The organism is Massilioclostridium coli, from assembly GCF_900095865.1.
Classification (GTDB): Bacteria; Bacillota; Clostridia; order Oscillospirales; family Ruminococcaceae; genus Massilioclostridium; species Massilioclostridium facile.
On the sequence record NZ_FMIZ01000007.1, the window covers coordinates 1,021,386 to 1,041,388 of the forward strand.

General features: G+C 37.8%; 26 protein-coding genes. 18 read left to right on the plus strand and 8 right to left on the minus strand.

Annotation, left to right across the window (positions count from 1 at the left end; genetic code table 11):
- Positions 1-16 precede the first annotated feature (16 nt).
- On the minus strand, positions 17-301 hold the full coding sequence (locus tag BQ2683_RS09840; RefSeq protein WP_069988867.1) for a DUF2325 domain-containing protein: 285 nt from the start codon (positions 299-301) through the stop codon (positions 17-19).
- A 770-nt stretch (positions 302-1,071) separates the two neighbouring features.
- Here BQ2683_RS09840 and BQ2683_RS09845 point away from each other — a divergent pair.
- Positions 1,072-1,674 (plus strand): zinc dependent phospholipase C family protein, encoded by a 603-nt coding sequence (locus tag BQ2683_RS09845; protein WP_069988869.1) that lies wholly within the window; start codon positions 1,072-1,074, stop codon positions 1,672-1,674.
- A gap of 91 nt (positions 1,675-1,765) precedes the next feature.
- Here the strand turns inward: BQ2683_RS09845 and BQ2683_RS09850 are convergent, their stop codons facing one another.
- Entirely contained in the window at positions 1,766-1,981 is a 216-nt protein-coding gene (locus BQ2683_RS09850) for a hypothetical protein (RefSeq protein ID WP_069988871.1), read from the minus strand.
- A gap of 174 nt (positions 1,982-2,155) precedes the next feature.
- Between BQ2683_RS09850 and BQ2683_RS09855 the strand changes: the two genes are divergently transcribed.
- From BQ2683_RS09855 to BQ2683_RS09890, 8 genes are all read left to right on the plus strand, one after another.
- Positions 2,156-2,452 (plus strand): YlmC/YmxH family sporulation protein, encoded by a 297-nt coding sequence (locus BQ2683_RS09855; RefSeq protein WP_069988873.1) that lies wholly within the window; start codon positions 2,156-2,158, stop codon positions 2,450-2,452.
- Between the two features lie 90 nt (positions 2,453-2,542).
- The gene (locus BQ2683_RS09860) at positions 2,543-3,505 is read left to right on the plus strand and encodes a hypothetical protein (RefSeq protein WP_069988874.1); all 963 of its coding nucleotides are present in this window, start codon (positions 2,543-2,545) and stop codon (positions 3,503-3,505) included.
- Between the two features lie 99 nt (positions 3,506-3,604).
- Positions 3,605-3,796 carry a helix-turn-helix transcriptional regulator gene (locus BQ2683_RS09865; protein ID WP_069988875.1) on the plus strand — a complete coding sequence of 64 codons (192 nt, stop codon included), beginning with the start codon at positions 3,605-3,607 and terminating at the stop codon, positions 3,794-3,796.
- 161 nt (positions 3,797-3,957) lie between these two features.
- The gene (locus tag BQ2683_RS09870) at positions 3,958-5,235 is read left to right on the plus strand and encodes a glycoside hydrolase family 10-like protein (protein WP_069988876.1); all 1,278 of its coding nucleotides are present in this window, start codon (positions 3,958-3,960) and stop codon (positions 5,233-5,235) included.
- A gap of 23 nt (positions 5,236-5,258) precedes the next feature.
- Positions 5,259-5,861, plus strand: a complete 603-nt coding sequence (locus tag BQ2683_RS09875; RefSeq protein WP_069988877.1) for a nitroreductase family protein — start codon at positions 5,259-5,261, stop codon at positions 5,859-5,861.
- Between the two features lie 133 nt (positions 5,862-5,994).
- Complete coding sequence (locus BQ2683_RS09880) at positions 5,995-6,741, plus strand: YdcF family protein (RefSeq protein ID WP_159427371.1); 747 nt, start codon at positions 5,995-5,997, stop codon at positions 6,739-6,741.
- A 118-nt stretch (positions 6,742-6,859) separates the two neighbouring features.
- Positions 6,860-7,165 (plus strand): preprotein translocase subunit YajC, encoded by a 306-nt coding sequence (gene yajC / locus BQ2683_RS09885; RefSeq protein WP_069988878.1) that lies wholly within the window; start codon positions 6,860-6,862, stop codon positions 7,163-7,165.
- Between the two features lie 147 nt (positions 7,166-7,312).
- Positions 7,313-7,711 carry a TIGR04086 family membrane protein gene (locus BQ2683_RS09890; protein ID WP_069988879.1) on the plus strand — a complete coding sequence of 133 codons (399 nt, stop codon included), beginning with the start codon at positions 7,313-7,315 and terminating at the stop codon, positions 7,709-7,711.
- Positions 7,712-7,764: 53 nt separating this feature from the next.
- Here the strand turns inward: BQ2683_RS09890 and BQ2683_RS09895 are convergent, their stop codons facing one another.
- Positions 7,765-8,586 (minus strand): MerR family transcriptional regulator, encoded by an 822-nt coding sequence (locus BQ2683_RS09895; RefSeq protein ID WP_069988880.1) that lies wholly within the window; start codon positions 8,584-8,586, stop codon positions 7,765-7,767.
- 90 nt (positions 8,587-8,676) lie between these two features.
- Here BQ2683_RS09895 and BQ2683_RS09900 point away from each other — a divergent pair, with 90 nt between their 5' ends.
- From BQ2683_RS09900 to BQ2683_RS09940, 9 genes are all read left to right on the plus strand, one after another.
- Positions 8,677-9,312, plus strand: coding sequence for a GNAT family N-acetyltransferase (locus BQ2683_RS09900; protein WP_069988881.1), 636 nt, complete (start codon positions 8,677-8,679; stop codon positions 9,310-9,312).
- Between the two features lie 93 nt (positions 9,313-9,405).
- On the plus strand, positions 9,406-9,552 hold the full coding sequence (scfA, locus tag BQ2683_RS09905) for a six-cysteine ranthipeptide SCIFF (protein WP_069988882.1): 147 nt from the start codon (positions 9,406-9,408) through the stop codon (positions 9,550-9,552).
- A gap of 101 nt (positions 9,553-9,653) precedes the next feature.
- On the plus strand, positions 9,654-11,021 hold the full coding sequence (scfB, locus tag BQ2683_RS09910) for a thioether cross-link-forming SCIFF peptide maturase (RefSeq protein ID WP_069988883.1): 1,368 nt from the start codon (positions 9,654-9,656) through the stop codon (positions 11,019-11,021).
- Positions 11,022-11,047: 26 nt separating this feature from the next.
- Complete coding sequence (gene proC, locus BQ2683_RS09915; RefSeq protein ID WP_069988884.1) at positions 11,048-11,845, plus strand: pyrroline-5-carboxylate reductase; 798 nt, start codon at positions 11,048-11,050, stop codon at positions 11,843-11,845.
- A 64-nt stretch (positions 11,846-11,909) separates the two neighbouring features.
- A complete protein-coding gene (locus BQ2683_RS09920; RefSeq protein ID WP_069988885.1) occupies positions 11,910-12,539 on the plus strand; it encodes a stage II sporulation protein M in 630 nt (209 codons plus the stop codon).
- Positions 12,540-12,766: 227 nt separating this feature from the next.
- On the plus strand, positions 12,767-13,603 hold the full coding sequence (locus tag BQ2683_RS09925) for a PHP domain-containing protein (protein WP_069988886.1): 837 nt from the start codon (positions 12,767-12,769) through the stop codon (positions 13,601-13,603).
- An 11-nt stretch (positions 13,604-13,614) separates the two neighbouring features.
- Positions 13,615-14,766, plus strand: a complete 1,152-nt coding sequence (locus tag BQ2683_RS09930; RefSeq protein WP_069988887.1) for an NAD(P)-dependent malic enzyme — start codon at positions 13,615-13,617, stop codon at positions 14,764-14,766.
- Between the two features lie 13 nt (positions 14,767-14,779).
- Complete coding sequence (locus BQ2683_RS09935) at positions 14,780-15,028, plus strand: TIGR03905 family TSCPD domain-containing protein (protein ID WP_069988888.1); 249 nt, start codon at positions 14,780-14,782, stop codon at positions 15,026-15,028.
- Positions 15,029-15,074: 46 nt separating this feature from the next.
- On the plus strand, positions 15,075-15,644 hold the full coding sequence (locus BQ2683_RS09940) for a hypothetical protein (protein ID WP_069988889.1): 570 nt from the start codon (positions 15,075-15,077) through the stop codon (positions 15,642-15,644).
- A 547-nt stretch (positions 15,645-16,191) separates the two neighbouring features.
- On the opposite strand, the gene BQ2683_RS09945 is transcribed toward BQ2683_RS09940, so the two are convergent.
- The 5 genes from BQ2683_RS09945 to BQ2683_RS09965 all read right to left on the minus strand — a co-directional run bounded on the left by BQ2683_RS09945 (position 16,192) and on the right by BQ2683_RS09965 (position 19,988).
- Positions 16,192-17,193: an ATP-binding protein gene (locus BQ2683_RS09945; RefSeq protein ID WP_069988890.1), complete on the minus strand. Its 1,002-nt coding sequence runs from the start codon at positions 17,191-17,193 to the stop codon at positions 16,192-16,194.
- Positions 17,194-17,244: 51 nt separating this feature from the next.
- Positions 17,245-18,162 carry a DnaD domain protein gene (locus tag BQ2683_RS09950; protein WP_069988891.1) on the minus strand — a complete coding sequence of 306 codons (918 nt, stop codon included), beginning with the start codon at positions 18,160-18,162 and terminating at the stop codon, positions 17,245-17,247.
- Between the two features lie 13 nt (positions 18,163-18,175).
- Positions 18,176-18,391: a hypothetical protein gene (locus BQ2683_RS09955; RefSeq protein WP_069988892.1), complete on the minus strand. Its 216-nt coding sequence runs from the start codon at positions 18,389-18,391 to the stop codon at positions 18,176-18,178.
- 29 nt (positions 18,392-18,420) lie between these two features.
- On the minus strand, positions 18,421-19,521 hold the full coding sequence (locus BQ2683_RS09960; protein WP_069988893.1) for a hypothetical protein: 1,101 nt from the start codon (positions 19,519-19,521) through the stop codon (positions 18,421-18,423).
- Positions 19,522-19,643: 122 nt separating this feature from the next.
- Entirely contained in the window at positions 19,644-19,988 is a 345-nt protein-coding gene (locus tag BQ2683_RS09965) for a TIGR04076 family protein (RefSeq protein ID WP_069988894.1), read from the minus strand.
- Positions 19,989-20,003 lie beyond the last annotated feature (15 nt).

The following is a 20,003-nucleotide window of genomic DNA, read 5'->3' on the forward strand; positions in this document are numbered from 1 at the left end:
GCAATCCTCCTATCCGTTATTGTGGGCAGTGTTCCGCCAGAACATTGTGCAGCGCAGAGGCACTGCTGGTATGCACACGGACAATGGGTACATGATTCTTTTTCGCCTCTTGGGATGCACTAAGTACCATTTTATGGGATACTGTATTGGTAAATAAAATCATTAAATCTGGACATCCTAGTTTTTTTCTCAACGCCCCTTTTTCTTTTGCAAAAACTTTTGCTTTACAGCCATATTTTTTACATATGGATTGATATTGGCAGGTCATGCACTCGTTGCCTCCAATAATGACGATGCTCATAATATCCTCCTTATTTTGTTAGCATGTGCTAACTTTTCATCTTATAAAAAGCACCAGAATGGTGCAATTATTTTTTGGCATTGCTATGCGTTACTGCAAATCAATTGTTTAACCTGTTTTACTATTATAAATTAGCATATGCTAACTTGTCAAGTAAAAAATTATAAGTTAGTTATAACTAACTTTGACTATTACTATACACACCATTTTATATTTTGTCAATAGCTTTTCTATAAATTATCATATTTAACAAAAATATAAAAATTTTTTATTACATTACTACAATATTAAACTAGAGGATTTCTATATTATCAATTAAAAATTTTTGTTGCATATCTAACGAATATACCATATGATAATAATAGAAGTTAAATTTAGAGTAGAGAATATTCTTTTAATATATTATTGCTTTGTCCCCAAAATAAATTATAATTAAGTAAAAAAATGTAAATTTTGTTTCACATGAAACAAAATCAATTTTTTATTTTTACAAATAATGTAACTAGAGCATATTAAAGCCCTTTTCCCATTTTAGGAAAATTTTATCATATTATTTTTATTTTATTTGCATATATATATAAATAAAATCAGTTAAATCTGCAGCAAATTATACATAGTTTGCAAAAAAAATATAAAAGTTTCCTCATATCTATAGACGAATTGCATACATTGTATTATAATAGCCGTGATATAGAATTAGAAACAATTATTAATTTTAAATAAAAACAGAAACCTTATAGCAAACTATGTGTGTAAAGGAGCTGTGTGTATTGAACGTCTATTCACATTTACATGTGAGCCGGATTGTCCGCAGATATATTCAACGGGAATTTGGGGTGCATTTACCAGTTATGACTTTTGCCTATGGCAATATGAGGCCTGATTTTTCTCCAAAGTGTAAACAAATTCCTCATTATAAAAAGGATATGTATGAAAATATCCGCCAGGAAATTTCCGATTTAGCCAATTGTGAGAAAGAGAAAATGAACCGTTTTGTTTTGGCAGACCGTTTAGGGGTAATTTGCCATTATCTGTGTGATTTTTTCTGTTATGCCCATTCAGAGAAATTTACAGGCAGTTTGCGGGAGCACTTTAAATATGAAAGCTTGTTAAACCATTATATCAAACAGCGTCGTCGTACATGCGAGCAAGTAAATTTTTTAGCGGATGCCCAAATTACCACTAACTTAGCCGATTTATTAGAACGGTTAGATGAACAATATGAAAACTATGTTCGTTTACAAACCCAACCAGGATTTGATATGGTATGCGCTTTACAGGCATGTATTGAGGTAACTGTGCGGGTATTGGCGATTATTATCTGTAAATCCCAAGTAAGCACCCGTGTCCATAGAGACCAGGTTTTGGCGTAATATAAAAACACAGGAAAAGAAAAAGGATCGGAATGATAAAGTTCCGATCCTATTATTTTTGTTTGCATCAATCTTTTTCAAATGAAAATCTTTAAATTTTTGCCAGTTTTTTGTGGAACTCCTCAGAATCACAAACCACTTTTACTGGCTGGTTAAAGTCCAAAGAGAACAATCCAATAAAGGATTTTGCGTCTACAGCAATTTGCTCATCGAGTGAATGTAATGTGACGTCCTCATCTGTGCTGCAAGCAAGTTCTTGTAAACGTTGGATTTCTTCAATTGAGTTAAACATTTTTTCTGTTACCATAACGCATACTCCTTTTCTAATCTTGGAATCGGATTTGGATTCATTTTCCTTATCCTTACTTTTTATTATACACAGGAGAAAAAGCTTGTCAATGGTAAAAAAGTATAAATTTGTCCTATTTTTATCCTTGTTTTTAAATAAAATTTAAAACTATTGCAAAAGAGGGTGGGTTCTATGCTAATACGTGGGGAAGATTTACGCTGTAAAGACGTAATTAATTTAAAAGATGGTGTTAAAATTGGTACAGTAGATGATTTTGAACTGGATAGCTGTACTGCACAAATCCAGGCAATTGTAATTGGAGGAAGAAAAAAATTTTTTGGCCTATTAGGGCAGGAAGAAGATATTGTGATTTGCTGGAAAGATATCAATGTAATAGGGGAAGACGCGATACTAGTTTGTCTAGAACAATGCAATTGTTGCCATCCAAAACGAAACCGGGGACAATTTTTCCGTAATTTATTTGGATAAATGGAAGAATGCGGTTGACTTTTTATGAAAAAAATAGGATAATAAGGATAATTGATTGGAATGAAAAAATCAACAAAGGGGAGAACATGTGTGGCAAAAAAACGGTTTCGTAAAACAAAAATTACAATTTTTATTGTTTATATTATCATATTAGTTTTTTATGGATTGTTTGTGTTTCAAACCTTCCAAACAAAACAAGCAGGGGAGGATTTCCATGTGTTTGGAAATTATCTGTATGCTTTGGAGGATCAACATTCCCTTGCTATTAGCGAAGTAAAAGAGGAATATCAAAAAGGGGATCAAATTATTTATCGGACAGAAGATGGTTTGCAAACAGCGAAAATTGATACTGTTTTAACTCAAAATAACGAAAAAGTAGTTACCTTGGTTTCCAACCAGGACCATATTTCTTATGATTTCATTATCGCTGCAGTAAAAACCGATATTCCTTATTTGGGGGCAGTATTTGAGTTTTTACAAACAACATTGGCTGTTATCTGTATTGTAGTAGTTCCATGTGCATTGTTTGTAGTTTACCAAATTGTTCAACTTATCCGCACTGTAAAACATGGTAAAAAATCAGAAGAAAATCAGAAAAATGAGGAACTTATGATGGAAGATAAATTGTCTAATATTCAAACACCTACTATGGAGCTTTCCAAACAAAATATTTCGCAACAGTTTGCGGCAATTGCCCAATCAACAAACGAACAGGGTACTATCCAAAAAGAACTTTCCAGACCTCTATCAAGAGAACTGAAAGTTGCTCCATCGGAAGAAAGCTTAGATCAAGTATTGGATGAGATGAAATACAAAATGAAATTTCAGGATACATATCAGCTTTCCAAACATATGGAAAGTGTAATTGATGAGCAACCGGAAATGCAATCTGAGTTAGCGCCATATGGATTGCAGACAAAACAGATTGAAGATGGGATTGAAATCCAGATTGATAGCAGTAAAACCAAGGATATTACCATCCGTCTAAAAAAAGATGGCTCCTTAACTCTCATCACAGAAAACTATCAAGCAGAGATTAATTCAGATATTTAATTGAAAAGTACATTTTTTAATGTGCCCCTCCTCTTTTTCTATTAGTATTCTCATTTTAGGGTATCATAATAGAAAAAGTAGTAAAAAGGAGAGTAATAGATGAACAATTTAAAAATAATTCGGGAACGTCGTGGGCTAACGCAGTCCCAACTGGCACAATTATCCGGTGTAAGTCTCCAAGAAATACAGGAGTTCGAGCAAGGAAGTCTAGATACCAATCAAACAGCACAGTTGATGGCGCTGCATAAATTAGCTACTGCGTTATCCTGCAATGTAAATGATTTGTATTAATCAGGTATAAAAAATAGGATTCTGTTAGAAACAAAACTGATTCTGTATAGATGCAGAGTCAGTTTTGTTTTTTGTAGTAAACTGTTCCTGTTAGAGTCCAAAGCATAATTTTTCTGTTTGTTTCATATGATTGGTTATCTTTTAAAAACTGGGTGATTTGTATGAAACGCTTTGTTTGGATTGCGCTTTTATTGGTGGCCGCTTTAGGCTTTTTTTATTTGAACCGGATATCCCTTTCCATTAGCCAACAAGATTATGGTGAAATTCCCGCCATGAACCAGCAGGTAGATTTTTCTGATTTAAACGATGCCAATGAGGAAATGCGTAGTGTTTGGTTTTCCTATTTGGATTGGAATATCCTATTCAAGGGCAAAGATCAGCAGGCGTTTACCCAGGCAGCACAAAATGTACTGGAAAACCTACAATCGTTAAATTGTAACACCCTATTTTTGCATGTACGTTCTTTTGGAGATGCCATGTATCCTTCCCAATACTATCCTTGGTCATCCTCCTGTTCCGGAACCCTGGCAAAGGACCCCGGCTACGACCCGCTACAGATTTTTATTGAGCAGGCACACCAAAAAAATATTGCTGTACATGCCTGGGTTAATCCAATGAGAACGATGACTGACCAAGAATTTTCACAAATTGCTCATTCTTATCCCATAAAATCATGGTATGATTCTTCCAAACGTTCTGATTATATGATGCAAGATAGTACAGGAAGATGGATTTTGATTCCAGGAAACCCAGAAGTACAACAACTCATCTCAAATGGGGTAAAGGAACTGGTAGAAAATTATGATATTGATGGTATCCATATGGACGATTATTTTTATCCCAGTGGAGTTGACCAATTACCCCAGAATGATACTAGCTACTTTCAAAAATTGGGAAGCAATGTTGGTATTGAAGACTGGCGGCGTTCCAGTGTTACCCAAATGATGCAGGGAATTTATCAGGCTGCACATCAGGCAAAAGCGGAAATTCAGGTTGGAGTCAGCCCTCAGTCCAGCCTTTCCGCTAACCATGATAAATTGTTCGCAGATGTGGAACAATGGGTAAAAACCGATGGTATAATCGACTATATTGTCCCTCAAATCTATTTTGGTTTCCAGAATTCTTCCCAGCCATTTGACCAAACCGCCGCCCAGTGGAACCAGTTGGTAGAAGGTACCCAAACAAAACTATATATTGGTCTCGCCTGCTACAAAATAGGTTTGGATAACGATGCCCATGCAGGGAATGGAAAACAGGAATGGCAGGCCGTTGCGCAAAGTTCCAATGATATTTTAAAGCGACAGGTAGAATGTATTCGCCAGTTATCAAACTGCAAAGGCTTTGGTTTATATGACTACAAATCCATATTTGCGGAGGATGGTAGCATTCAACCTACCATTGCCAAAGAGCTAGAAAATCTGAAATCAATACTTGGATAAACCAAAAACAGGAGAAAGGTAAAATGTTACAAGAAATTCTAAAAAGAAGGAGTATCCGGAAATTTTCCAGTCATCCCATCCCGGAAAAAGATATTCGGGAAATCATAGAGTGCGGAATGAATGCTCCTTCTTCTAAAAACAGGCAGCCTTGGTCTTTTGTAGTGGTACAAGGAGATGCCAAACAAGGAATGCTTCAGGCCTTCCAGAAAGGGATTGACCGGGAAGAACATGATGCTCCGCTGCTTCCAAACAATAGGCAGCATCTCAGTGGAGCAAAATACACACTGCGGATTATGGAGCAGGCACCGGTTACGATTTTTGTATTTAACACTTTGGGGGACAATATCTTTGCGGAACTTTCCCAGGAAGAACGAGTATTCGAGATATGTAACCATCAATCGGTTAGTGCTGCCATTCAGAATATCCTATTGGCGGCAACCGCAAAAAAGATTGGCAGCCTATGGATTTGTGATATTTATTTTGCCTATCAAGAACTATGTGATTGGCTCAATATAGAAGGCGAGTTGCTAGCTGCTGTTTCGTTGGGGTATCCAGAAGAATCTCCACCTCAAAGGCCAAGAAAGAATTTTGACGACTTGGTAATATGGAAAAATAAACCGGAATAGAAAGGATTAAAACAATGAAAGACAATGTAAAACGGTTAATAGCGATTATTTTGTGTGTTGTGATGGCAATTGGAGTGTGCAGTGGGGTAATTGCCACTATTGTTGTTGGGGCATGAACAAGGTGTTGTTCTTATTGAGTTGGATTGTCGGAATCATAGGGCTCCTTTTTGCCCTGCTGGGGATTATCAAGCTTTTTACGCTTAGCAGTAAGAGCCTTCCTATTTTATTCTTTTGTTTTGGTATCTTGTTGATTGGGCTTGTTATCCTGCCATACAGTGTGGATTTATCCCAGATCAGGTGGCTTCGATTAACATATCGACTGGTTTGTGGATTGGTGGCAATTGGTGTGCTGTGTGGCGGAATTGTTTCCTGCTTTATGGCGTTTGGCGTCCACACCTGGAAAGGAAAGGATTTTCAAGGGACAGTTGTAGTATTGGGGACTTTAATTATACAGGACCAGCCTAGCCGGATGTTGAAAGCTAGATTGGATGCAGCTGTTGCGTTCTTAAAAGAAAATCCAAAAAGTAGCTGTATTGTCAGTGGTGGACAAGGAAAAAATGAGGATTACACCGAGGCGGAAATTATGGAAAAATATTTGGTTCAACAAGGGATAGACCCTAGCCGGATATATCAAGAAGGAAACTCATCTAATACAAAACAGAACCTACAATACTCCTTGCAAGTAATCCAGCAAAACCATTTAGGGGAACAAATTGTAATTATTACCAATGCGTTTCACCGTTATCGTGCCCAAATGTTCGCCGATCAATTAGGCGTTACAGCATATTCTGTTAGTGGAACCTGCCGGTTTGACTTGGAATTTATGTTTTGGTTCCGTGAGATCGCGGCAGTGTTAAAAGCTTGGATTACTGGAATATAATCCTTTCTATGTATAAATTGTAAATCATTACAATTTTTTTATGAAATCCCTTGCAATCAGCAGGACAACCATGTATAATGTACGTTGTTACTTAGAATAAATAATGGAGGAATTTGGAATGTTATTGGAAACTGCTGCAACTGGTGGAGCTTCAATGTTTATGCCAATTATCTTATTGGTATTGATGTTTGTCGTAATGTATTTTCTTATCATCCGCCCACAAAAGAAAAAAGATAAACAAGCTGCTGAAATGAGAAACAGCTTGCAAGTTGGCGATGAAGTTGTTACAATCGGCGGTATTATTGGACGTGTAGTTGTATTAAAGGACGATTATATTGTCATTGAAACAGGCAGCGACCGTTCTAAAGTAAGAATTAAACGTTGGGCAATCCAAAGCAACGAATCTCTTGACAGCGCAAAATAATTGCAGGAAGATAACCAGGAAATTCTACACCCCGGTGGAATCAGTATTCCCCCGGGGTTTCTGTTTGTATCGGGAATTTATATAAATTGGAATATTGTCCATCAAAACGGAATATATTACAAATAACAAAAGGATGGAGGGATGAACATGGCAGATCATCAAAATAAATCAATGGTGGTTTGGCTTCGGGCAATTATTTTTGGTGTATTGATTGGTACCTTGGTGATGATTGGGTTATCTGCCCTGTTTGCCTTTGCCATTGTCAAATTTAATGTACCAGCAACTGCTATTTCGATTGTGGTAACAATGTCCGCGGCAATTGGTAGTTTTATGGGAGGGCTGATTGCGGCAAAAATTGTAGGAAAAAAAGGATTGTTGGTAGGGGTTGGTTTAGGCTTAATCTTTTTTGTTGTTCTATTTTTTGCTTCTTTTTTTGTGACAGATGGTTCCTCATTTGCCGAGAACCTAACAAAATATATCGCTGTTGTAGTGGCAGCGATGATTGGCGGAATCTTTGGGGTAAATTTAAGAAAATCCCGTTCTTAATATAGAAACCTATCCGGAAATTGCTTGTAATATCATAAAATATTCCCGTTTGATTACTTTAATTGAACGGGAATTTCTATTTTTGTGATATACTCCTCCATCGTATGGATTGCAATCTCGTTTACCCCTGTTTCATAAGCATAGCCATTTAAAATTAAATTGTGTTTTTGGGCATAGGCTAGAATTTCTCGATACCTTTGAGGAATTTTATCCCAATTTCCTTTGCAGTATGCCGTTAGATAAAGACCTTTTGGTTTTATTCGAATTTCGGATTGTTCAGTTACATTTGGAACAACCACAAATAATGCGGAATATTCCTCCCATTTTCCTTGATATAACCGCTCTACTGGTATCATGGAACCATATGTAGCATTGTGCAGCCAACATAATGGATGTTTTTTCATTTCTTCAACCATTGTTGTGACCTCCTGTTCCAAAGAAGTTTGATGATTGATGTTGACCATTGCTAAATATTCTTCTTCTTTTTCTGTTATGCTAATTTTAGAGAGGTCAGCTTTGGATAAACCCACAATGGTTTTTTGGTGATATTCCAAAGTTTTTTGGATTTCTTTTAAATGGGAAATTCTCTGATCCAATTCTTTGATTTTTTCCCCAAAAAGAAAACTTAACTTCTCGCTGGAATGGTCTAGCATCAACTCCTGGATTTCTGGAATAGAAACATTTAATTCGCGTAACATTAAAATTGTTTTTAGAGTAAAGCTTTGTTGATAGGTATAATATCGGTATCCATTTTCTTTTTTGATTGCTGGACGGAATAACCCAATTTCATCATACCACATCAATGTTTTTTTATTAATTTGATGCAACGCTGCAAATTGTCCAATTGTGAACTGTTTTTTTCTGTTTTCTAACATTTTTATATTCTCCTTGACTGTACAGTTACTGGATGATTTATGATTATTATATCACAAAATGATAAAAAATAAATTGATAAGGAGCAGACTATGCAACAGCAAATTATCTTTCGGGAATATCAAAGCAAAGACCGAAAAGCACTAGAAAATATCATCCGGATTACTTGGGGGTATGACAAATTCTGTACCCCAAAAACAGCAGCAAAGCTCGCAAAAGCATATCTTGGGAATTGTCTAGCGAATCAGACTTTTACCCAGGTGGCGGTTGAAAACGGAAAACCAATTGGCATTATTATGGGAAAAAAGTTAAAAGGATTTCCATTATCAAGGCGTTTTTATTTTCAAAAAATTCGTTCAACAATTCCTATTATCTTGTCAAGAGAGGCAAGGAGTGTAAGTGGGATTTTCCAAACAGTAGAAAAAATTGACCAGGAATTTTTGAGGGATTCCAATTTGAATTATGATGCGGAAGTCGCTTTTTTCGCAATCCATCCTGAAAGTCGGGGAAAAGGAGTGGGCAAACAACTATTTCAACGCCTGATGGATTATTTTAAACAGGAACAATTGAGAAAGTTTTATTTGTTTACGGATACCAGCTGCAATTACCCGTTTTATGAGCACATGGGAATGACAAGGAGAAAAAGTAAAAATGGTTCCTTCCAAATCAAAGGGTATCATCATGATATGACATTTTTCTTATATGATGGTCAAAATCCTATAAAATGAATATTAGGATAAATTTTTATGGCCTATGCTTGAAAACCGTTCCAGATTATGTTATAATAATACAAAACTATTTGTGGCAAAGGGGTGTATAATATGAAACACATTAAAACTTTGAACAACGCAAACTTAAAACAAACTGCTGCAAAAGGCGGTTGTGGCGAATGTCAAGCATCTTGCCAGTCTGCATGCAAAACATCTTGCACAGTGGCAAACCAAAAATGCGAGCGTCTGAGCAAATAAGCGCAACCTCATATCCCGTCCGCGCTTTGCGGACGGGATATTTTATGGGAATAAACCAGTTTTATAAATACCAATATAAAAAAGGAAAGTGAAAGAACCGGATGATACATAAATACAAATTAAATGGCTATAACATTGTACTGGATGTACACAGCGGAGGGGTGCATGTTGTGGATGACCTCTCTTATGATATGCTGGACGAGCTTTCCACACCTATGGTGGAAGTATGCCCGGAATCACTGTATGAAAAATTTAGCCAGTATCCAAAAGAACATGTGGCAGAAACCTATAATGAACTGTATGGACTTTATCAAGAGGGGATCCTGTTCAGTGAAGACGATTATGAGCAGTTTTCGGATATTCTCACTTCATCCCCAATCAAGGCAATGTGTTTACATGTTGCCCACGATTGCAACCTGCGCTGTAAATACTGTTTCGCATCCACAGGAGATTTTGGTCACGGCAGAAAATTAATGACTGCTGAAACCGGTAAAAAAGCAATTGATTTCTTGTTGGAACACTCCGGCACACGCCATAATATTGAACTGGACTTTTTTGGCGGGGAACCTTTGATGAATTTTGATGTAGTCAAAGAAGTGGTGGCTTATGCCCGTTCCAAAGAAAAAGAATACAATAAAAATTTCCGGTTTACTATTACCACCAATGGTATGTTGTTGGATGAGAAAAAAGCAGATTACATCAACCAGGAGATGTCCAATTGTGTCCTCTCTTTGGATGGTCGTCCGGAGGTCAACGATAGGATGCGTCCCCGCGTGGATGGGACTGGTTCCTATGATACCATTATTGGAAAATATAAATACTTGGTAGACCATCGTGGAGATAAGGATTATTATGTTAGGGGAACTTTTACTAAATATAATCTAGATTTTGCCAAAGATGTTCTCCACATCAATGATGCTGGATTTGATCAGCTTTCTGTGGAACCAGTTGTTACTTCGGATGACCAGCCTTATGCCTTGACTGAGGAAGATTTACCACGTATTTTTGAGGAATACGAAACATTGGCAAAAGAGATTATCAAGCGGAAAAAAGCTGGTAGTGGTATTAACTTTTTCCATTTTATGATTGACCTGAACCAAGGACCATGTGCAATTAAACGCCTGCGTGGCTGTGGCTGCGGTAACGAGTATGTAGCGGTAACACCAGAAGGGGATATTTATCCATGCCATCAATTTGTAGGGATGGAAGACTGGAAAATGGGGAACCTAGACGAAGGTACCCTGGATTTGGATAAAAAAGAATATTTCTCAAAAACCACTATTTATGATAAACAGGAATGCAAAAACTGCTGGGCAAAATTTTATTGTAGCGGCGGTTGCAATGCAAATAACCTGCAATATGCAGGCAGTGTGTTCCAGCCACATCATTTATCCTGTGAATTGGAGAAAAAACGTTTGGAATGCGCTATTATGATCAAAGCTGCAATGGCCGACACAGAACAAGATTAAAAATGGACTCCAGGGAGGAATTTTGTATGAGTCAGACAGTTGGATTTATTGGTTCGGGGAATATGGCTTCCGCCATTATTTCTGGTATTATTTCCAGTAAAATGGAAGGGATTTCTCTATTGGCATATGATATTAAACAGGCAAATTATGAGACTTTGTCCCGAAAAGGGGTACAGGTCTGTCAGCAATTAGAACAAGTTGCCAAAGCTGATTATATTGTGTTGGCAGTAAAACCACAAAATATTGCCGAGGTAATGGAAAACCTGAAACCAATCATCAATCAAGACGCCGTTATTGTTTCCATCGCGGCAGGGATCACAGAATCTTACCTGTGCCAGGCGCTGGGATATGAAGCAAAAGTGGTTTTGGTTATGCCAAACACTCCATTACTGTTGGGGCAGGGGGCAACTGCCATGAGCAAGGGTGACCATACCGGCAACCAGGAATTTGAGTTTGTACGCCAGTTATTCGCCTTGAGCGGTGCTGTAGAAGTGATTTCCAAAGACAAAATGTGCGAGATTATCGCCATTAATGGTAGTTCTCCAGCTTATATTTATTTGTTTGCCAAAGGCTTTTTGGAATATGCCAAAAAAGAGGGGATCTCGGAAGAAGTTGCGCTACATCTGTTCACTGCTTCTTTAAAGGGTTCCGCTTCTATGATGACCGATTCCGGCCATTCAATTGATGAATTAATCAAGATGGTAAGCTCTCCAGGCGGCACCACCTTGGCCGGGTTGGATGTTTTCTATCAAGATAATTTTACTGATACTATCATCAGGGCTTGTGATGCCTGCACGAAACGGGCGTACGAGCTTTCCAAATAAACGAATAAATGGGAACATTTCTGCATAGATATGGGGTAAACCAATCTTAAAGGAAGTGTATCTCATGAAACGGACAGGCAAATTCATTTCCAATGGAAAATTAACCATCCGTTGGAACCAGAAAACTTTTTTTCAGCTTATATTGCTCCTATTTATCATTGGGATGATATACGGTGCTGTGTTGGCAGGGACGAGTTCTGAGGAAATGTTGAATAAACTCTCGTTTTTGACTCAGGGCTTCATGGACCAGAGGGCGGAACAATCCTTGGTATACACCTTCCTTAATTCTCTAGGCTCTACAGCATCCTTGTTGTTAACGTTGTTTTTATTGGGTTTTTGCGCCATAGGGCAGCCCTTTGCCGGATTTGTTCCCATATTCCGAGGGCTAGGTCTTGGACTTTCTATGGGGAGTTTTTATTTGCAAGATGGTATAAAAGGTGTTTTGTTTTGCCTGTTGCTTCTCCTTCCGCCAGCGGCAATTTCTACGTTTGCTTTGATATTGGGGACAAGGGAGAGCATTAAATTTTCAAACCTCTTTTTTTCGGTTTTGTTACCGGATAAAAATCTTGAAACAAAGGGGATGCTCAAATTATATTGTACAAAATTTGGCGTTTTATTTGGCATCTTACTGGTATCGGCATTGATTGATTGTATTTGTACTTTTCTTTTTGCTGGTTTTTTTGGCGGAGTATAGGCATGGATAATAGACGATACATGCTACCGAAAAGGGTAAATTTTGCTTTTTGTGGATAAAATAGGGCTTTTTTAGTGAAATTTTTGATGATTTGATACATAATTAACAATTTTACACTTTATCATTGCCGTCAAAAAGTACATAATAGTAATGAGGATAGTTCGCCCATTTCAACCAATACAACCAACAATGAGATGGAGAATAGTTTCAAGTGAGGTAAATGAATCATGCGTGGGGACTTACATTGTCACACAAGTTTATCCGATGGTTCTGTCGGGATTGAAGAAGTAATCAGCAATGCCAAATTGGTGGGGCTACATTTTATAGCCATTACAGACCATGATAGTATGTCTTCTTTCTCCCGTTCCCGTGTGTTAGGGGAGCGATATGGAATAGAAGTAATCCAAGGGGTGGAATTATCCGCCTACGATGTAAAAAGAAAAAGAAAGGTGCACATCTTGTGCTACCTTCCGAAAAAACCGGACCGTTTGGTTGCTATTTGTAACCGTACTACAGAACAGCGGAAAAAAGCTGGGATCGAAATGGCAAAACGGGTGATGCACAAATATCCAATTGCCGCGGAACGGATTACACGGTATTCTTTTAGCAGTAAATGTATTTATCGACAACATATTATGCATGCTTTAATGGACGCTGGCTATGCGCTCTCGATTTATGGGGAAGAATACGATAAACTTTTTGGTTCAGGAGAACACAGCTGTAATGTCCCAATTGAATACCCAGATGTTTACGAAGTGTTGGAAACCGTCCATTCTGCTGGAGGAATTGCTGTTTTAGCTCATCCGCGAGTATATGATAGCTTTGATTTATTGGACGAACTATTAGAACAAAAACGATTAGATGGCATTGAAGTCTGGCATCCCCGCAATCAAAAAGGGGATTCCGAACATCTGTTAAATCTGGCGTTGGAACATAACCTAATTCCAACAGGTGGCTCGGATTTCCACGGTATGTACAATTCAAGTTTGACAAATGTGGGGAAATGTTATACCCCTCAAAAATATATTGATTTATTATTCCAATTGGACAAAGATGTGAAATGAGGCTATAAATTATGGACGTAAAACAAAAGGCTGTTGAAATGCACGAAAAATGGCAGGGGAAAATCGAAGTGATTTCCCGTGCCAAAATTGAAACCAAGGAGGATCTTTCCTTGGCATACACTCCAGGTGTTGCGGAACCTTGTAAATTAATCGAGAAAGACCCGGATTTATCCTATAAATATACCCGCCGTGGTAATCTGGTAGCCGTTATTACAGATGGAACCGCTGTACTTGGGCTAGGGGATATTGGTCCATTGGCTGCCATGCCTGTTATGGAGGGAAAATGTGCTCTGTTTAAGGAATTTGCGGATGTAGATGCGATTCCGTTATGTGTAAACTCCAAAGATGTGGATGAAATTGTCCGCACCATTGAACTAATTGGTTTGAGTTTTGGCGGGATTAATCTGGAAGATATTGCGGCTCCACGTTGCTTTGAGATTGATCGAAAACTAAAAGAACGACTGAACATCCCTGTTTTCCATGATGATCAGCATGGTACCGCAATTGTTGTGGCTGCCGCTATGATCAATGCGGTTAAATTAGCTGGCAAAAAGCTGGAAGATATTACGGTTGTAGTAAATGGAGCTGGCGCTGCAGGAATTGCTATTACTAAATTCCTCTTAAAGTTAGGCATTGGCGATGCAATCATGTGTGATATTGGCGGCATTTTATATGAGGGTGCTGATTTTATGAATGACGCTCAGGCAGAAATGGCAAAAATAACAAATAAAAACAACAAAAAGGGAACATTAAAAGATGCTATGGTAGGAGCCGATGTTTTTGTTGGTGTATCCCGTCCTGGCTTGGTAACTCCTGAAATGGTAGGCAGTATGGCAGAAAAACCAATTATATTTGCTATGGCAAATCCTGTTCCAGAAATTATGCCGGATGAAGCAAAACAGGGTGGCGCTTATATTGTGGGCACAGGCAGGAGCGATTTTCCGAACCAGATTAACAATGTATTGGCATTTCCAGGAATTTTTAAAGGGGCTTTACAGGCACGTGCTACCGATATCACGGATGAAATGCAGCTAAAAGCAGCTTACGCAATTGCCAGTATGGTAACAGATGAGGAATTAAATCCAGAGTATATCCTTCCAGATGCATTAAATAAACAGGTAGCGTTACGAGTAGCGGAAGCTGTTGCAAGTTGTGTAAAATAGCAGGAGGTTTATTTTGAACTATACATATCGTCCAAAAGGGGTATGCTCCCAGCAGATTGATATTTCTGTCGAAGACGGCATTATTCAAGAGATTAAATTTTATGGTGGCTGTAATGGTAATCTAAAAGGGATTGCTGCTTTGGCGGTTGGACAACCTGTAGAGGATGTAATCCAACGTTTAGAAGGAATACACTGTGGTTTTAAAAATACATCTTGTCCCGACCAGTTAGCATTAGCGTTAAAGCAAATAAACCAAATTTAATTTGGCGCTAATACTACAATAATACAAAGAAAAAGAAGGGTTCTATATGTCTGATGAAACAATCAAAATTTTTGATAGATCTGAGCAGGAGGAGGTTTCCTTTGAGCAAGAGTTAAAGGAAACAGAATCTTTAATTGCCCAGATGTACCTGCAAAAAGAGAACGGAAACTTGGATAAAGCCCGTTCTTTAGGTGAAATTATGGCAGAAGAATCCATCCGGAATGATGGCGAATTTGTTTTTGGGTACGATACCAAAGAAAATGACACTGTAGTTTTACAGCGCCGTTTGTTATTGATTTATACAGTCCGGTTTGGCTTCTATAAATTTTGCCCAAATCAAGTTTTAGCTGAAACAGCAAGAAACCAATTTTTAACTGTTATTGAGCAGCAGGCTCCTCATATCTATCAAGTAGTACAACAAAATGCAGCATTTTCTTATTATAATTTATGTATACGTAGCTCCGCTAATGCAGTGGAATGTATTGGTGCAACCTTTGCTGAACTATGTGGCCATACAGGAGAACCTGATTACCAGGAACTAGGGAAAGCACTCTATCTCCACTTTTTAGATTTGGTCAGTAAAAAAGTGGATGAGTTACAATTTCAAGTAGACTAACTATTTTAAATTTATTTCCAAGACCACCAGTTGAATTGGTGACTTGCATAGCCTCAAGGGGCTATTACCGGTTTAGCCCCCAGGATACTAAATTATAATTGTATTGTATCATACGCACTGACAATCTATAAATAGATTAAAAATAGTACTGTTTTAACTTAACTACTATTCTTTTTCATCCCCCGGTAAAACTGGGGGATTTTTTCATATCCAAAGACATTATAAAAAATAGGAGGCATAAAAATTTATACCTCCTATTTTTTCTTTTTGATTAGGGAAATCAACGGCATAGCCGGTGGAGATGCCCCGTAAAAAAGCTTTCGCTTCAAGTATCGAGCGAAGCGAGCTACTAACAAATCTAGCAAGTTTATACAAGCTCGGAAAGAAGCATAAGTGCCTGTTTTACGTGCGGCGGAGCAGTAGATAGATGCAAGAGAAAGAATGTTCAGTGCGTCTTTAGATGCCCGCCAGTAAAATACCCTTCTAGGGATTAATCAAGCCTCCGGCTTTGCCGGAGGTCATGACTCAAAATGTTATAATTTATTATTTAAAACTTTTTGTTATCTGCTGCCAGTTTTGTGCGCACATCCTGTCCAATAAAATTAAGTGGGGTAAGCTGCGTGAATAGACGGGATACAATACGCTCTGAATAGCGTTTTTGCAGTTCTGTTGGTGTTAAATTGGTACTGATAATCGTAGGGTGTCCAGCAGAAATCCTGGCATTGATTAAATCATAAATAGCGGAAGTACTAAAACTGGATTCAAACTCAGCCCCTAAGTCATCCAGAATCAATAGGTCAACCTGGTTTAGAATTTCAAAAATATCCTCTGATTGATTACCTTGTTCTCGCCCAAAGTATTGGGTAGAAATTTTTCGTACAATTTCAGAAACAGAGCTATAAATAACGGTATACCCCCGTTGCAACACCCTCTGGGCAATTGCCAGAGAAAGATGTGTTTTTCCCAACCCGGTTTTTCCAGACATAAAAATCCCATTGGTATGAGGCTCAAATTGTTCCGCATATCTTTTACAATATTGTAAGATCCGACCCATGTGGTCATAGGGAGAAACCCCAGTATCCTCTGGAATTTTGGAATAATAGTATAGTTGAAAATTCTCAAACCTTTTTAGTTTTAACTGTGTATTTTTTTGCAGTTCTTCCGCGGAAATCCGGATAATAATATCCCGCAAGCATTGGCACTGCTTTCTGCCGCAATAGCCAGTATCCTGACATTTTGTACAATTTGGCTTTTCCTCTAGATAATCTTCTGGAAGATGATGCTCTACTAATACTTGTTTAATCCGCTGTTGAGTCAATATATTTTCCTGTTCAATCTGTTCTAAAATCGCTTGAGTATTCCCTTGATGGGATAAAATCGCCTTTGCCAATTGAATACTAGTTTGACCTAATTTCTTTTTTAATTGGCTGATTTCTGGTGCACGGGTACAAGCCTCTAATAAATGGTTTTCCGCTGTCAAACGAGTTTGTTCCCGGCGCTGTTCTAATATCCGCAATGCTTGCGCGTAAATTTCTTTTTTGCTCAGCATAATTATTTTTCCTTCCTATCCATTACTATACCAAATATAATCCTAAGCAAATTATAGTTCTGGAATAAACATCCCACGTTTTGCAAGTTCGTCTAAATCATAAGATGGGGAACTGGAATCCTCTTGTTTCTGGGACTTTACTTTACTATCGTAGGTAGTTGCTTCTTCCGGTGTTGTAATCTTATTTTTATGCCATCTGGTCAAAATTTCATTAATATATGGAAAAGAAAGCTCGCTGATAGAATCTACACAACGTTCATATGCTAGACGGATCATATTAATGTTAAACTGATACTGGTTCAACCATTTTTCCACATACCGCTCTTCTTTTTTGGATAGTTTACGTCGGATACCAAAACAGCTGCAAATCAATTTTTGCCCTTTGTCTTTTTCTAATTGTATACGAATTTGTTCTTCTACTTTTTCGTGGGTATTAATTTCCTGATCTGCCCAGTCTTGGCAAACCCGCATAATATACTGAATCGATTGCCGATCAATCCGGATACAATATTCAATGATCATCAAGATTACGTCCACTGGCAGTAAGGTGGATTGGTAGATATATAACAATGTTTTCCGTTCTGTAGTGTTCAAAGGTCTACCATAAATTTGCTCGGTTGTTTCAAATAAGGAACGGACTTTTTCGTTATTCATCCGCTGTTCCGCCAGTTCTTTCGAGGAAATACTAGTGGCAGAAGGTTTACTAATTTTTACGATTGGTTGCTGTTCTGGTGTAACTGCTGTTAGTACTTCTTTTTCAATCCAATAACGGATACCATCTTTCACTTCCTCCAAAGATAAACTCAATGTGGAAGCGATTTCTTCTGGGGTTGGTTTTTGGGAAGGGCTATGTAAAATGGCTAGTAATACCTTGATTGTATTTCCACTGGCTTCCCGTATATATTCCATAGCACAGTTTGGGACGGCAAACATTCCGCTCCATTGATTTAAATTTAATTGATAATTCATGGCTACTCCTGTCCTATAATGAAAAATCTTTTTCAGAATATCCATCCAAAGGAGGCAAGACCTTTGGAACCCGCTTTAAAGGGTCATATTTGAATTTCCTACATTTAAAAAAAGGAGAAACAACCCCATTGCGCCCACATAAAATCATCTGATGGTCCGCTGTGGGTTTACCATATTCGCAGTATTCACACGCTGGTGGAATATTACCACGAAAAAATTTCTCAAACAATCATTTTACCCCCTATATACATGCTTAATCTATTTTATTATATCAGATTTTCGATCACTTAACAATAACAACAAAGATAAAAGGATTAAAAAGATAGAGGAAACCGGTGAAAAACTAAACCAGATTCCCTGTACCCCAGTTGCAGCCGCAAAAGTAGAAACACTGGTTTGGGTCAATTGCAACAGTGCCCAAACTCCTACGACACTGACCAATACATATATCAGGCGGTAACAGTAAAAGGGTTTCATTGAGATACCAGTGGGCAAAAGGATGGACTTAATTTGAAAATGTACTGAAAATCCTCCAAATGCCGTTAATCCTGCCACAGCTAGAATACTAGTAATTCCTGGAATATCTCCACAGGCAATTGTCCCATTGGTTACTTCCAAACAGCCAACCAATAAACCCTTTGCCAAATTGGGATCCATAAAAAAACCAAATAAGGATACCAAACTTTGTATCACCCCTGTGTCATAAAGCAACCCAATGACAGCGGAAAAAATCAATACAAATCCACAGATAGATCCCATGGATTTGATAGAAGACAAAACTGAATGGACAAAAGTAGAAGCGATTTGCTGACGTTTTGGCTGGATTGGTGTTTGAATCGCTTTTTGATGGATTCCCGTTAAAATTCCCACCACAAAAAATGCCGCAATATTAGAAAAAAACAGGAAAAACCCCAGTTTTCTATTTTGATAAAGGGGAAGGGCAACACTGCCAATGACAAAAGCCGGACCCGAATTAACACAATAACAAAGCATCCTCTGCCCGATTTGTGGAGAAAGTTTTCCCTGTTGAATTTGTTCCGCAATCAATTTTGCTCCAACAGGATATCCTCCTATCATGCTCATAAACAACAATGGACCATAATGGTTAGGGATATGGAACAATTTCCCACAAATCCAACCAAAAGGGGAGAGTACATGATTTAATAATCCAGAATTGACAAAGAAACTTGCCAAGGCCATAAATACAAACAAGGAGGGAATCAAAGTATATAAGCAGATTTCTACTCCAGTACGAACACTATCTCCAACTTGTTCAGCGAATATTAACAATAAAACCAAAAATATCAAGCCAATAATTGCGATGAAAAGCTGCACCAATTTTTTATGATTCAGTTTCATATTTTACCACCCCTCTAACCTGATATATATGACGAAAGGATGGAAAAAATATGTATTAACAAACGATACAGCAAGGCTTTATGAAAAAAATGCTGCCCAGAATCATCAAGGCAGCATTTGGGTTATTGTATTGGTATATAGTTGATTTCAGATTCTTCTTCGGTTGCTTCTAGTTTAAAGATAACTGGGCGTAAGCCATCATTACAGCTACAAATTGCAACACCTGGTTTTCTGATCCAATCACCGTAATAAAACAAACTTTTTCCATCCCCATGTGCTAATGCAAATACATATTGATAGATGGCTTTCCATGCTTCATCACAGAAATGTTCTGGTTTTGCGTAGTCAGCATAAAACACCTGCCCAGCTTTTAACATAGGGCAAGCTCTTAATCCAATGACACCATATTCTTCCACTAATTCCTGGTCCAATGTGGTTTTTAATACGGTAATTCTTACTTTTTTCATCTTGATTATCCTCCA